Source organism: Coleofasciculus sp. E1-EBD-02 (assembly GCF_040218245.1).
Taxonomy (GTDB): domain Bacteria; phylum Cyanobacteriota; class Cyanobacteriia; order Cyanobacteriales; family Coleofasciculaceae; genus Coleofasciculus.
Genome location: NZ_JAVJQN010000152.1, coordinates 81,891 through 95,997 on the forward strand (window position 1 = coordinate 81,891; position 14,107 = coordinate 95,997).

The window sequence follows — 14,107 nt, forward strand, 5'->3', positions numbered from 1 at the left end:
AGCCTGAAAAGGTATCTCGTTCCGTATAGGAAGTTACAAATTTATTCAATTTATGAATAAAAATTACCAAAGATAAAAATTATATCCCCGTCGGCTAGCTACCGATTACAGGCTGAAACCCTAGTCAGGCGGTTAATTTAGGGAATTGACACTCAGACCGTTTCTGAGAAAGGGATCGGGATCGCGGCAACCTAATTAATAAAACTTAAATAAATTCTGTTAACCCATAACCAGATTCAATCTGATCAAATAATACCTCAAGTGCGATCGCCTGCGCTTCTGGCATCTGTCCGTAGGAGTAGATGTAAGGCGTTTGGGCTCTGAGGTGGGGTCGGAACTGTTCTAGGATGTAGGGGCTACCGTAAATTACCAATGCCTCTAAGATTTGATTTTTTAATAACCCCTGTAGCCAATTCATCGCCACGGTGGTTAACCCAGCCGTATTCCGGAATGGATTACCGCGAATAAAAAGCTGTAGCAGCGTGGGCATCAGCCGATCATTCTCCTCCCTGGATATCCCTGGCGTATGGCGATCCACCCATTGCAGTTGGTAGCCAAACTGTTGGGGGATAGTAACGGCTGGAGCATTTCGCCCCAAAACATCACAGGTGAGAATATCATCCACAATGATTAGGTTACGTCCCTGAGAACTATTGGCAAGGGGTTTTGAGCGCAGGGGAAGGGAACCGCCAACCTGTTGAGAATCGCGGAGTATATGAGTAACTGTCTGAATCGCCGTCGGTTGAGCGAGATGATCTAGAAACGATAACCGTTGAGAGGGATCACTCTGGCTCACTGGTACTTCTGCACCCCTGCTCATCTTCGTCTTCGCCTGCCAAATCCGTTCCACAGATGCCAGAATGCGATCGCGTGAAATTCGTCCCGCCGTTACCGCCTCACAGATGGCTTGAATCGTGGTTTCTGGGTTAACGGGCATCAGTAAAATATCCGCCCCCGCTTCCACCGCTTTTACCGGGGCTTCCGTTGCGCCATAACGATTCGCGATCGCACCCATAATTAAAGCATCGGTGACAATCAACCCTTCAAACCCCAACTCTTGGCGCAGCACTTGGGTTAAAACTTTTTCGGATAACGTCGCCGGAAATTGCTCATCCAAGCTGGGGATCAGCAAATGAGCCGTCATCACCGCATCCACACCCGCCGCCATCGCCGCTTGAAACGGGGGAAACTCGATCTCGGCTAGTCGCGATCGCGAATGAGATAATATCGGTAAATTTAAATGAGAATCGATCGCCGTATCCCCATGACCCGGGAAATGTTTCGCCGTGGTTAACACCGGATAGTCTTGTGTCCCCCGGATAAACTGACAAGCCAATTGACTCACCGTTTCCGGCGTATCCGCAAACGCCCGCACATTAATCACTGGGTTTTGCGGGTTATTATTCACATCAACGACGGGTGCGAGAATCCAGTTAATCCCAATTGCTAAGGCTTCTTGAGCGGTAATCGCCCCCTTTTGTCGAGCATAGTATTGGGCTTTATCCAGATTCTCACAGGCAATCGCCCCCATTGCCATCGGTGGCGGAAACCAAGTCGCCCCCGCAAACCGTTGACCGACTCCTTCTTCAATATCAGCGGCAATCAATAAGGGGATTGGGGCATACTCTTGTAATTGTTGCGATCGCAGCGCCAATTCTCCAGCACTCGCACCCAATAAAATCACACCGCCCACGCCCCAATCCTGTATCCAGTGCTGCAATTTAGCGGCTGGAGGCTCCCAAGCCGGATACTGAATTTGATGGTCAAACAGGTAGCCAGACGCCCGCACCACAACCATCTGCGCCACCTGTTGCGCCAAGGAGAGAGACTGAATATCGGGTAAGGGATTCATTCTTCTGTCTCAGGAACCTGATCATCAAGTCCCTTACGGCGACGTTCTTGTGAGAGTTGATTCAATAGTGTCAACATACGAGCGCCACGTTCTAAGCCTCGGTCTTCAATAAAGACGACCTCTGGGGTACGACGCAAGCGCACCCGCCGACCTAATTCGCGGCGGACAAAACCCGTAGCTGATTGTAAACCTGCCATCGTTTCCGATTTTGCCTCTTCAGTGCCGTAGATTGACACATAAATTTTGGCATGTTGCAAGTCACCCGAAACATCGACATCGGTAACACTGACCATTCCAGCACCAACACGGTCATCTTTGATATCGTGCAATAACATTTGACTGACTTCCTGCTGAATCAGCGAGGAAACCCTAGACACACGGCGATTTGTAGCCATAACGCCCCCTTTACTAAGTGGTCATTCGTCATTCGTCATTCGTCATTGGTCATTGGTCATTTGTCATTGGTCATTGGTCATTTGTCATTTGTCATTGGTCATTTGTTAGGGAACAGGGAACAGGGAACAGGGAACAGGTAAGCGTTTTGAGTTAACTTCCCCATCTTCCCTATCTCCCTCATCTTCCCCATCTTCCCCAGCTCCCCCTGCTCCCCCTGCTCCCCCATCTCCCTCACTCCCTAATCTCCTAAACTGGATTCAGTCCTAGCATGGCACGCAGGGTGAAAACTAGGAACAGAAATGTCCCCACAACCAGACCCACGAGCGCGATCGCACTCACCGGATTACTCAGGACTGGCTTAAAGCGTTCAAATAAGGCAAAGAAGATGCCCAAGGATATACTAATCAGGTAACGAGGATATCGGCTAATGTTTTGCAAAAAGTCTTTCATTTTCCCTTTGTAACTGTATCTTGGAGTTCTCAGACATACCATGGCATGTCTGAAACATGGCTGCCGTTAGCACAGAGGCAGAAACATCTGCCATTATGCACTATATCTTATTTCGCTGAACCTCTAGCTTGAGGCGGTTATTGATTTATAGAAGTAAACTTTTTGATAGAAGCCGCCGCCTCTTCAGGTTTCCCCGATGAAGGGAACACTAAAATGCTCTTAATTTTGCTGTTATTCACCAGTTCTTTTAAACGATACAACTGCTGATCAGAAATAGCCACTCCTGCATAATTTTCAGCATAGTCTAGCTCTTGCTGAAAATTGTCGTCGTTATAGATTTGAATAAAAGCTCGATCGACATTCCAGTTTTTCCAATCTGCCGCAAAATAGCGTTTACTCCAATAAGGATTATGATGGCAAAGGTCAAAACTAACGGCTGGGTTAGCTTTCTTCATGTCAGCGATCATTTGCTGGACAAAATTCGTCAAATGGGTCGTGCGATCGACTTTTCCGGGTAAGTCAGCATGATATCCTAGGTAATCATCCCACTGCACGGCATCAATCGTCGGATACTTTTGCACAAACTCAACTAATATCTTTTTGAAAAAAGTCGCTACCTCTGGGAGTTCTACATCCAGTAAGTAGTGATCAATACCCGCATAAGTTTTATCTACCCCAGGCACAATCCATCGTTGAGCGATCGCCCTGTCAAATATCGGGCTATTTTTATCAATTTTAATTCCCTTCTCAAAATAGGCGTGAACTTCCATTCCCTGCTTGTGCGCTTCATCAATCAACCACTCTAACCATTGGTCTTGAAATTCGTTAGGACAACTGTTGTATCCGAAGGTTTGCTGCATCACCTCACTGGGATACATGGTGCAACCATTACCCCAAACTCCATGAATAATTGTATTGATTCCTTGAGCGCGATAATAACGGACTCGTTCACGAATCATTTTTTCAGTAGCATTATTCGTGGCTTGATACCGACTTAAATAAATTCCTCGGATTTCCTTTTTCTGCCAAGGTGTTTGAGGGGATGGGGATGGCTTGGGGGTGGTGGGTAATGGTGAAGCTTGTGGATTAGGTGTGGGTGTCTCAGTCGGAGTAACAGGTTCTACGGGAGAAGTAGCAACCGATGCGCTTGGACTAGGCGTAGGAGTTAAATCAGTTGGGGTTGGGGGTTGAGGATTCGATGGAGTCGGTTGTTGATGACTTTGTTGATTATTCGGCAAAAATTGGCGGATATTGAGATGAGCAAGTAGAGTGTCTCGCTGCATAAATCCCCAATAACCAACACCTAACAAAACAAGGATTAATGAAATGGGAATAGAAGCACATCCACATCCCTTCTTTTCTTTTTTCGCTGGCATGACAACAAAGCGTAATGGTTTAATGATGACACAGCTTGGAGAAAGAGATTCTGGTTGCAGTTGCTGTAGAGGGTGAGGAGCAACCTGGCTAGAAACCCAGATCCGCTTACTCCTAGCTTAACCCATTGCTTCATTTGCTCATTCTCGGTTGCGATCGCGTTCTTCACCCCATTGGGATCATGTCAGGGAACGTTGAGGAGAGGGCGATCCCACCCAATTGAGTACAAAGCAATTCTTAATTGATGCAAGGGGGTTGTCCCTACAGTAATGACAAAGGACAAAGGACGAATGACAAAGGACAAAATTTTAGCGTTTTGGTTTGGAGAGCCAGATACCCCAGGGTATGGGAAACCTCGTCAGGCTTGGTTTACCAAAAATTCAGCCTTTGACGAAGAAGTGCGATCGCGCTTTTTGGACGAGTATCAACAAGCGACGACGGGTCAACTCAACCACTGGCAGGAATCGCCTTATAGCTGTCTGGCACTGATTCTACTGTTAGATCAATTTCCCCGCAATATGTTTCGGGGTCAACCTCAAGCCTTTGCTACTGACTCTCAAGCTTTAGCCATCGCCCAACATGCGGTGTCACAGGGTTTTGACCAACAATTGCTCCCGGTACAGCGTTGGTTTATTTATATGCCCTATGAACATAGTGAGAACTTAGCCCACCAGCGTCGGTGTGTTGAGTTATTTTCCACACTGAAAAATGATCCAGACAGCGCCAGTACGATTGATTACGCCTATCGCCATCTCAAGGTAATTGAACGTTTTGGGCGATTTCCCCATCGTAACCCAATTCTGGGTCGAGAAAGTACACCGGAAGAAGTGGTATTTCTTAAACAACCAGGTTCCTCATTTTGATCTGCTTTTTGATTGCTGATTGGGGAAGAGGTGATTAGAAATCCAGGATTGGTTACGTTAATGTGTAGGGGCGGGTTTAGGGATTAACTTTGATAGTTCATACTAACTAGAATACAAAACCCGCCCTGCCTATAAATGTCATGAATAAGATTATATTGATTGACCAACGCACGGATTAGAGGACGGATTTAGTTTAATTGCTGATTGGGGAAGAGGTAATTAGAAATCCAGGATTGGTTACGTTAATGTGTAGGGGCGGGTTTAGGGATTAACTTTGATAGTTCAGACTAACTAGAATACAAAACCCGCCCTGCCTATAAACGTCATGAATAAGATTATATTGATTGACTAACGCACGGATTAGAGGACGGATTTAGTTTGATTACTGATTGGGGAAGAGGTAATTAGAAATCCAGGATTGGTTACGTTAATGTGTAGGGGCGTGTTTAGGAATTAACTTTGATAGTTTCAGACTAACTATAATACAAAACCCGCCCTGCCTATAAACGTCATGAATACGATTATATTGATTGACCAACGCACGGATTAGAGGACGGATTTAGTTTAATTGCTGATTGGGGAAGAGGTGATTAGAAATCCAGGATTGGTTACGTTAATGTGTAGGGGCGGGTTTAGGGATTAACTTTGATAGTTTCAGACTAACTAGAATACAAAACCCGCCCTGCCTATAAACGTCATGAATAAGATTATATTGATTGACCAATGAACGGATTAGAGGGCTGGTTTTGGCAAGTGAACGGCTAAACCCTCCCCTACAGCGGATTTGTAGGAGCAAACGTCCACAGTTTGAGATTTGCCGATCGCCTATTTTTTGGGTAACACTGGATGAGACAATGGCAGAGAAGGATTAAACTATGCTCGTATTTTTTATTCACGGTGTTGCCACGTCCAACGTCAGATATGCCGATCCACTACAACGTCTCATTCAGGAAGAGTTTGATCAACTAGGAGAATCTCGTCCCCATTTTTATTCTTGTTTTTGGGCAAATGTTCTAAACGATGTTGGCAAGATATGGAACTGTATTCATCAAGACTTACAGGAACTTAAGAGAGAATATCCCCAAACTAGCCCAGATGATATTTTCCGTTATCGAGAATTTCGCGAAGGATTCCTATCAGAGTTCGGTGGAGATTTTTTAAGTTACCTAAATCCTGAACGAGGTGCTGCTATCAGAAATCTGATTGCCCAACAGCTAGCCGATTTTCTGACCAAGAATCCTGAAGAAACAGAACTCCATATCATTACCCACTCGCTGGGAAGTGTTATCCTATGGGATATCTTATTTTCCGAGAGATTCAGCCCCGAAGATCCAGCTCATGATATTCGAGCCATGATTCATGGCTTAAACCAGTCTGAACCAATGAGAAAAGTACATCTCAAAAGCATCACAACAATGGGATCACCCATTTTGTTCCTGAATATGATGTTAGAGGTTAATCCCGACAAACTTAAACAATTTGCCAATCGTTATCAAAACCAGCCGCTAAGATGGCGCAATATCATTCATTCCTCAGATTTGATTGCTTATCCGCTGCGGTCAAGCTTAAATCTCCAACCCTCTGATAACCTTTATTTTCGAGATGAATATATCTCGACTGATGCCAATCTAGCCGAAAAAGCTGCCCGTGCTGTTGGTCAATTTGAAGCAGCACTTGCATTAGGTGTAGCTGATGCTCATGGTTCTTATTGGCATTGTTCCCAAACTGCTAATATAGTTACGTCTAATATTCTGGGGAGTCAAGGAATTATCCGAGATGTGATTAATCGTTTATATAAAGTTCGCGGCATGACCAAGAAAATGTTGGATTTTACCAAAGATAGTCCGATCGATAGAAGTTTACAGCCGCTCATTTTCACAGATAGTAGTGGAATCCTATACCTCGTTGTCAATCCTCTTCAAGTGCATCATGTTTATGTTTATGATAATAAAAATGACTGTAAATTTGCTGGATATGTTGGTTGGATGGATACTGGGGGATTAAAAGAAGAAGTTGAATGGATTAAAATGAATTTGTGCCAAGTCACGGAATAATCCTTATCCTAAGTATAAAAAGGAGCGCTAAATGACACAACGCCATTTTCCAGGGAGCAAGTTAGCCACAAGATCCAATGATGACGATGATGACGAAGATCTATTTGAGTATTTCTATGATGAGCCGGGGAGTTTACCGGGAACCTTAAGCATTGATGAAGATGCTTGTCCGTCATTTATCGTTTTGATTGACTACGATGAAAGTCACGCCAATCGTGTAACCAATTTAACCGCAGATGCTTGTACTCCTTACCTGACAAGTGAATCCGTATCTTGGCTGGATATTCAGGGGTTAGGTAGTGAAGATATTTTATTAGGCTTGGGGCGAATTGTGGGGTTACATCCCTTGTTATTGGAGGATGTGGTTAATGTTCCGCAGCGCCCTAAAGTGGAAGATTATACCGATCAGTTACTAATTATATCCCAGATGGTCATGCCTAAACCCACAGAAGATGGGTTTTGGATTGAGCAAGTGAGTTTTGTCTTAGGAAAATCCTATTTACTGACCTTTCAGGAGGAACCAGAACGGGATTGTTTTGAACCAGTACGCGCTCGAATTCGGGGACATAAAGGTAAAATACGGCAAGCGGGTGCGGATTATCTGGCGTATACGCTCTTGGATGCGATCATTGATGGGTTTTTTCCAGTGCTGGAAGACTATGGGGAACGCATCGAAGCGTTAGAGGATGAAGTGATTCTCAACCCTAATCACCAAACCCTGGAGAAAATTTACCAGGTTCGGCGGGAATTACTGGCATTACGCCGTTCAATTTGGCCCCAACGCAGTGCGATTAATGCATTAATTCGCGACGGTAGCCATTTGATTAGTTCAGATGTTCGTATTTATCTCCGGGACTGTTATGACCACACGATTCAGGTACTTGATATGGTAGAAACCTATCGGGAATTGGCGTCAGGTTTAATGGATGTTTACTTGTCCTCTGTCAGCAATAAAATGAATGAGGTAATGAAAGTCTTGACCGTAATGTCAACGGTTTTCATTCCCATCACCTTTATCGCTGGGGTTTATGGGATGAACTTCCAATATATACCAGAATTAACCTGGCGTTGGGGATACTTTGTCTGTTGGGGCGTGATGATCGCGATCGCGGCGTCTTTATGCTTCTTTTTCTGGCGTCGCGGCTGGTTCGAGGATTCTCGCTTTGCCAAACATGATTAAGGTTAAGTGCTGACCACTAATAACCGATCATGGGTTTGCTTGCTTTTGTGTATTAATTAGGAGTCTTGGGGTTTATGGATTTTGCGACAGAATTAGCCCGAAATATATTAGTTTTAACCGTTTATTTTATTGTTGTTGCCTTGGTTTTTAACCAAGCCTTTCAGTCCTTAGATAAGCTGGTGAAATTTGAAACCGATGCGGCTCATCTAAATCAAGAGTTGTCACAATATAAGCTACAGGACTTTCTAGTCGTAAAATTTTCCTTTGCCGATAAATACGAATTGGATGAACTGAAACGATTATCCATGAGTATTGAAAATAAATCCAAAGATGTTTTTGTAGAAATTGATTGGAAACAGTGTTTTATCAGTGATTTCGACAAGCGCATTCGGCGAGCTATCCGCGTGATTCCCGGCAAAAATGAGGCAGCCTCTCAATCGCCAAGTACAATTCTTCCTGGTCAAACCTTAAAAGAAGAGATTAGCGATGAAAAGATAGGTTCTCCTCTTGTTTCCCCTAAAAACCTACAAGCAGCGGCTGACAAAAACGACTATTTTTACTTGCGTTTATTCTTAAAGATATCGGAAGCAAATACAAAAGGACGTACCTGCAACCTACGCTGTCAGTTCATCGCCAAAAATCTGTCCTGGCAAAAAGCACTGGTTCTCGCCTTACAACCCAAATAATTAAGGGTTGCTGAATGAGTGTTGTGGTGAGGGGGAGCTGGGGGAGCTGGGGGAGATGAGGGAGATAGGGGAGATGGGGAAGAAGACTTCCCGATGGGAGTGATCGCACGCTTCTACCTTATCGGCGATTAAAATAGATCACTAAGGAGAGAGTCGGCGCAGGTGGTTGCGGATTCACCCAAGTGGTGAATCTGAGGAAAGTCCGGGCTCCCGAAAGACCAAACTTGCTGGGTAACGCCCAGTGCGGGCAACCGTGAGGATAGTGCCACAGAAACATACCGCCAATTCGTCATCAGTCACCAGTCTGATGTCTATAACCAAGGACATAAGACAAAGGACATAAGATGAATTGGTAAGGGTGCAAAGGTGCGGTAAGAGCGCACCAGCAGCATCGAGAGGTGCTGGCTCGGTAAACCCCGGTTGGGTGCAAGGTCGTTAGGAACTACGGTTGGTCTTTTACCAGTTCCTGCTTAAAGAGCCGCTAGAGGCGTCTGGTAACAGGCGTCCCAGATAGATAACTACCCTCCTAGTGATATAGGAGAACAGAACCCGGCTTACGTCCGACTCTCTCCCTTCTAAAATAGATGGGAACTACTAAGGTTAATGGTGAAGATCGTCATTTGTCATTTGTCATTTGTCATTTGTCATTTGTCATTCGTTTATGTAGGGGTTTGAATAAAAGTCCGACTACTTATGAATTATGACCATTGACCCCAGACGACAAAAACAACTGCAAAAATTAGTGCAAAAGCTCGGATTACTGGACAATACGCCGATTCAGTGGGATTTGCTTGACTTGGCGTTGACTCACCCCAGTATGTCCCGTGATGTGAACTATGATCAGTTGGAGTTTGTCGGGGATGCGGTGGTGCGAATGGCTGCCTCAGAGTTATTATTTGAAACCTATCCCAACGCTTCAGTCGGTGACTTTGCGGCAATTCGTTCCGTGTTGGTGAGCGATCGCATCTTGGCTCAATTGGCTCAAGAGTATGGACTGGAGCGATACTTGCTCCTGGCTCCCAGCGCGGCGGCTGATCCCAGGGGTGAGATGTCACGGCTGGCTGACGCCTTTGAAGCGATCGTTGGCGCACTCTATCTGAGTACCCACACCTTAGAATTAATTCGCCCTTGGCTTGATCCTCATTTTCAGCGATTGACGGAAGACATTCTTAAAGATCCCGCCCGCCAAAACTATAAAGATGCTCTGCAAGAATGGACTCAAGCTCACTATAAATCTTTACCCGAATATCGCCTTACCGAAACCAATCCCATTGAGGCAGACGAGAATCGCTTTACTGCCCAAGTTTGGTTTCAAGGTCAACAATTGGGTGAAGGGCAAGGGCGCTCTAAAAAAGCGGCAGAACAAGCCGCCGCTAAAGCAGCTTTGGCTAAAGTGATTGGTGATTAGTCCTTCGTCATTTGTCCTTCGTCATTAGTCCTACTCGCTCCCGAAAAGAAGCAAGCTACGTCATAGTGACATCAGGGTGACAAACAACGATAATAGTGAAACCCGCCCCTACAGATTCAAAATTTCATGAAGACTAAAATTGCCGTATTGGGAGCAGGACGCTGGGGTACGCATTTGGTGCGGAATTTCGCGTCACATCCCGATGCTCAACTGGTAGCGGTAGTTGATTCCTCTAGGGAACGCTTAACTCAGCTTAAAGAACGGTTGAACCTGAATGACAATGTGGTTCTAGCAGACAATTGGCAATCAATACAATCCCAGATAGAGTGCGATGCGGTTGTAATCGCGACTCCGGCGGTGACTCATTATTCCCTGATTCAAGACGCCCTACAGCAAGGGTTTCATGTGCTAGCAGAAAAGCCGTTGACCCTCGATGCGGCTGAATGCCAACAGTTGTCTGATTTAGCCCGTCAACAGCAGCGCCAGTTGATGGTAGATCACACCTATTTATTTCATCCGGCTGTTGAGCAGGGTAAAGCGGTGGTGCAATCTGGATGCTTAGGAGAATTGCGCTATGGCTACGCGGCTCGGACGAATCTAGGACCCGTGCGTCAGGATGTCGATGCACTGTGGGATTTAGCCATTCATGATATCGCGATCTTCAATACCTGGTTAGGTGAGCAACCTGTGCAAGTTCAAGCCACGGGACGGGTATGGTTACAACGGCAAGAGGGATCTGTAGGGGCGGGTTTGACCAATAACGTTTCACAAGAAACCGCTAATGTAACTAAACCCGCCCTAGATCAATCGGGGGATGTAGGGGCGGGTTTAACCGATAACGTTTCACAAGAAACCGCTAATGTAACTAAACCCGCCCTTCTTGAGGAACATGATTTAGCCGATTTTGTTTACGTTATTTTGACATACCCAACGGGTTTTCAGGCATATATTCACTTATGTTGGCTCAATCCAGATAAACAACGGCGTCTGGGGGTAGTGGGGAGTCAAGGAACGTTAATTTTTGATGAGATGCAAAATGATGCGCCCCTAACGCTTCAGCATGGGTATTTCGAGCAAAGTGGAGATGTGTTTACGCCTGCGGGTTTGCGGCGGGAAGTCATCGAAATCGAGCATCGCGAACCGTTGGCGCAAGTGTGCGATCGCTTTTTGCAGAGCATCCGCGATAATCAACCTGTATCAGTATCTTCGGGCTGGGTAGCGGCTCAACTGGTTAATATTCTCAGTTGTCTATCCCAGTCTCTCCAACAGGGAGGAACACCGATTAAGGTTCCTCAGTTAGCGGAATGACAGATAACTTAAAAAATTGGGTAGGATGTGGGGTGTCGGGAAAAACTTTCGACCTCAATTTTCTCTGTCAATAAGAGTGTCTTCTGGATTATCTTCAGGAAAGACAACATCTTCATACAGCAAAGAAATAGGGCATCGGAAATCAACGCTAGTTAAATACACCTCTAATTCTGTCCCGCTACTCGTTGTTTCTTCAACAGAATAAGCCGTCAATTCCCATTTTCCCATCTCATTGAGTCGGTAGCATTCCACGTTCATGTTGATTTTGGAGTTGAGCAATCATTGAAAATATTTCCTTTAAATATGACTATAGTAAACTATCAATCCGTTATTAATCTGCCGTTAATCTCGCCAATTGAATCCTGCTGTTTAGGCAAATCTGTTGATAGTTGTGAGGGTGGCTCACTGTCAAGTTGCTCATCCGTATCCTGTCCCTTTGTTTCGACAAGCGGTAAGCTAATATTTACCGTCGCTCCCTGACCTGAGCCAGCACTAAAGAGCGTAATTTTCCCTCCCATCAATTGGATCAAGTTGCGGGAAATCGCCAAACCGAGACCTGTACCACTGTACTTGCGTGTGGTTGATCCATCTACCATGACAAAGGGACGAAAGAGTTTAGCCTGTTGCGCGGGAGCGATGCCAATTCCCGTATCTCTAACTGTTACAACAACTTGTGCAGGAAACAACTCTCCAGTTTCGTGATTTTCAGTAACTTGTTTATTGCTAGGAATCGTGGAGACGCTAGCAACATATGTAGAATCATCAGCACTCACCAAGGGTTCTGTCTTATCGCTGGCTGGTTCAATCCGGGTACTAATTGTAATACTACCCGCATCGGTAAATTTTTCGGAATTGCCAATAACATTGATCAGGATTTGCTTCAGTTTAGCGGGATCGGCAAGAACGGGAAGTTTTTCATGCAAGTCTTTTGTATTGAATTCGAGTCCCTTCGATTGAATAGAGACTGCCTGTAAGTGAATCACTTCATCAATCAGTTGACGCAGATCGATCAGTTCAACTTCAACGGAAAGTTTCCCTGATTCAAGTTTTGCCAGGTCTAAAACATCATTAATAATGTTCAACAAATGAATAGCCGCTTCATCGGCTCGTTGTAAAAAGTCGAGTTCTTCCTCGCGGTCATCACAGAAACCATCTTTGACCAGTCGCAGGCAACCAATAATACCATTCAAAGGAGTTCTCAGTTCATGGGAGGTCGTGGCAAGAAACTCATTCTTAAGCTGGTTGGCGGCTTGGGCTTCTTTCCAGGCGGCTTCGAGTTCTTCTGCCCAATGTTTGAGGCGCTCAAACATACCATCAAGGGCTTCGGCTAATTGGTTAATTTCTCTAATTTTGAAGGTATGAGGAATGCGATAATTCGAGTGAAGCTGGGATTCATGCAGGGCGCAATCTCTGAGTTTTTCTAAGGGACGGGCGAGGTCACGGGCAATGTAAAGTGTGGCTAAAATACTGGCAGCAATTAAGCCACAGGTGAGGATAAACAGAACTTGGCGGATATCCTGAAGACCGATCAGCGCACTCTCTAAGGGGGTAACAGCGAGAATAATCCATTGCTGGTCAGATTGGTCGCTAATCGGACTTTCAATCGCTGTGTAGCCAGCAACATATTCCTGACCATCCAAGGCAAGATGGATAAAGGACTCACGACCTGCGATCGCGTCTTCGACCAGACTCTCAAGTCTTGAAGAATCCAGTTCTTGGTTGATATTGCGTCCCACTTGCTGGGCGATGGGATGCACCAGAATTTTACCCGCTTGGGTAATCACCACGGGTTCACCAGATAGGGAACCAGGCTTGATAGATTTGGATTGGAGTAAGGATGAGCATAAGCTCAAAGCATATTGGAGTTGACCCTCAGGGTTATAAACGGGCGCACTCAACAGAATCGGGAGTTGACTTTTGTCTGAGATGGCTTCAGCTTCGTTTGTAGCAGGGGTTGAGGGTGCTAGCTGAGGTAGCACTGTGACCTCAATTTGAGACGGATCGACAGAAACCTCACCTTGCTGGCTAGACCATTGCGATATCACTTGCTGGCTGACGAGTAAGGGTTGATTACAGGTACTGCTCACAATATCTTGAGTCTGGATATCACTCAACTGCACGCAATTGATCGGGGTTGGGAGTTGTTGAGCCAGTTGGTTGATAAATTGTTGATAGCCTGTCGATGACTGAGATTGAAGGACTATGGCTTGGCTAGCGGTCAGCAGGTTGGCTTGTAACGCTGAGATCGACTCTTGAATGCTTTCCCCTTTTCTCACAGCACTTTCGGTTAAATTTTGACGCGCTGTGTCTAAAAGCGTAGAGCGTGCTTTTCTGTAGGTCACATAAACTCCCAAGAGTAACACTGGCACGCTAAGTAACAACAGGCGTGACAGCAAAACACGACGAAAGGAGGATTGACCTGGCTTAGCCATAAGATACGCTGGTGTGATTACAGAAGAAAAGGTGGTAGAAAGAGTAATCGTTAATACAGTTTACGAGTCACCGAGTTTCCTTGAAAACCCCTTATCTCTATCCT

At 45.4% G+C, this 14,107-nt stretch carries 13 protein-coding genes and 1 other RNA gene; 8 read left to right on the forward strand and 6 right to left on the reverse strand.

Features of this window, described 5'->3' with window-relative positions:
* Positions 1–205 precede the first annotated feature (205 nt).
* Both RIC07_RS24435 and rbfA read right to left on the reverse strand, forming a co-directional pair.
* Positions 206–1,852 carry a glycoside hydrolase family 3 N-terminal domain-containing protein gene (locus RIC07_RS24435; RefSeq protein ID WP_446396773.1) on the reverse strand — a complete coding sequence of 549 codons (1,647 nt, stop codon included), beginning with the start codon at positions 1,850–1,852 and terminating at the stop codon, positions 206–208.
* Positions 1,849–2,247 carry a 30S ribosome-binding factor RbfA gene (gene rbfA, locus RIC07_RS24440; protein ID WP_446396774.1) on the reverse strand — a complete coding sequence of 133 codons (399 nt, stop codon included), beginning with the start codon at positions 2,245–2,247 and terminating at the stop codon, positions 1,849–1,851. Before rbfA ends, RIC07_RS24435 begins: the two co-directional genes overlap by 4 nt.
* Before the next feature lie 17 nt (positions 2,248–2,264).
* On the opposite strand from rbfA, the gene RIC07_RS24445 reads away from it, so the two are divergent.
* Positions 2,265–2,402 carry a hypothetical protein gene (locus RIC07_RS24445; protein ID WP_446396775.1) on the forward strand — a complete coding sequence of 46 codons (138 nt, stop codon included), beginning with the start codon at positions 2,265–2,267 and terminating at the stop codon, positions 2,400–2,402.
* A 92-nt stretch (positions 2,403–2,494) separates the two neighbouring features.
* Here RIC07_RS24445 and RIC07_RS24450 read toward each other — a convergent pair whose 3' ends face one another.
* Together RIC07_RS24450 and RIC07_RS24455 are read right to left on the reverse strand one after the other, a co-directional pair.
* The gene (locus RIC07_RS24450) at positions 2,495–2,698 is read right to left on the reverse strand and encodes a DUF751 domain-containing protein (protein ID WP_446351858.1); all 204 of its coding nucleotides are present in this window, start codon (positions 2,696–2,698) and stop codon (positions 2,495–2,497) included.
* 137 nt (positions 2,699–2,835) lie between these two features.
* Positions 2,836–4,074, reverse strand: coding sequence for a family 10 glycosylhydrolase (locus RIC07_RS24455; RefSeq protein WP_446396776.1), 1,239 nt, complete (start codon positions 4,072–4,074; stop codon positions 2,836–2,838).
* Between the two features lie 288 nt (positions 4,075–4,362).
* Here RIC07_RS24455 and RIC07_RS24460 point away from each other — a divergent pair, with 288 nt between their 5' ends.
* The 7 genes from RIC07_RS24460 (at position 4,363) to RIC07_RS24490 (ending at position 11,571) form a co-directional block, all read left to right on the forward strand.
* Positions 4,363–4,935: a DUF924 family protein gene (locus RIC07_RS24460; protein ID WP_446396777.1), complete on the forward strand. Its 573-nt coding sequence runs from the start codon at positions 4,363–4,365 to the stop codon at positions 4,933–4,935.
* 875 nt (positions 4,936–5,810) lie between these two features.
* The gene (locus RIC07_RS24465; protein ID WP_446396778.1) at positions 5,811–6,989 is read left to right on the forward strand and encodes a hypothetical protein; all 1,179 of its coding nucleotides are present in this window, start codon (positions 5,811–5,813) and stop codon (positions 6,987–6,989) included.
* A gap of 31 nt (positions 6,990–7,020) precedes the next feature.
* Positions 7,021–8,169: a magnesium/cobalt transporter CorA gene (corA, locus tag RIC07_RS24470; RefSeq protein ID WP_446351138.1), complete on the forward strand. Its 1,149-nt coding sequence runs from the start codon at positions 7,021–7,023 to the stop codon at positions 8,167–8,169.
* 74 nt (positions 8,170–8,243) lie between these two features.
* Positions 8,244–8,855 (forward strand): hypothetical protein, encoded by a 612-nt coding sequence (locus tag RIC07_RS24475; protein ID WP_446396779.1) that lies wholly within the window; start codon positions 8,244–8,246, stop codon positions 8,853–8,855.
* 148 nt (positions 8,856–9,003) lie between these two features.
* Positions 9,004–9,428, forward strand: an RNA gene (gene rnpB, locus RIC07_RS24480) — RNase P RNA component class A.
* A 127-nt stretch (positions 9,429–9,555) separates the two neighbouring features.
* A complete protein-coding gene (gene rnc / locus RIC07_RS24485; RefSeq protein WP_446396780.1) occupies positions 9,556–10,263 on the forward strand; it encodes a ribonuclease III in 708 nt (235 codons plus the stop codon).
* 126 nt (positions 10,264–10,389) lie between these two features.
* Entirely contained in the window at positions 10,390–11,571 is a 1,182-nt protein-coding gene (locus RIC07_RS24490) for a Gfo/Idh/MocA family protein (protein WP_446396781.1), read from the forward strand.
* Between the two features lie 54 nt (positions 11,572–11,625).
* Here RIC07_RS24490 and RIC07_RS24495 read toward each other — a convergent pair whose 3' ends face one another.
* Both RIC07_RS24495 and RIC07_RS24500 read right to left on the reverse strand, forming a co-directional pair.
* Positions 11,626–11,829 carry a hypothetical protein gene (locus tag RIC07_RS24495; protein WP_446396782.1) on the reverse strand — a complete coding sequence of 68 codons (204 nt, stop codon included), beginning with the start codon at positions 11,827–11,829 and terminating at the stop codon, positions 11,626–11,628.
* Between the two features lie 62 nt (positions 11,830–11,891).
* Positions 11,892–14,003, reverse strand: a complete 2,112-nt coding sequence (locus RIC07_RS24500; protein ID WP_446396783.1) for a sensor histidine kinase — start codon at positions 14,001–14,003, stop codon at positions 11,892–11,894.
* Between the last annotated feature and the right edge of the window lie 104 nt (positions 14,004–14,107).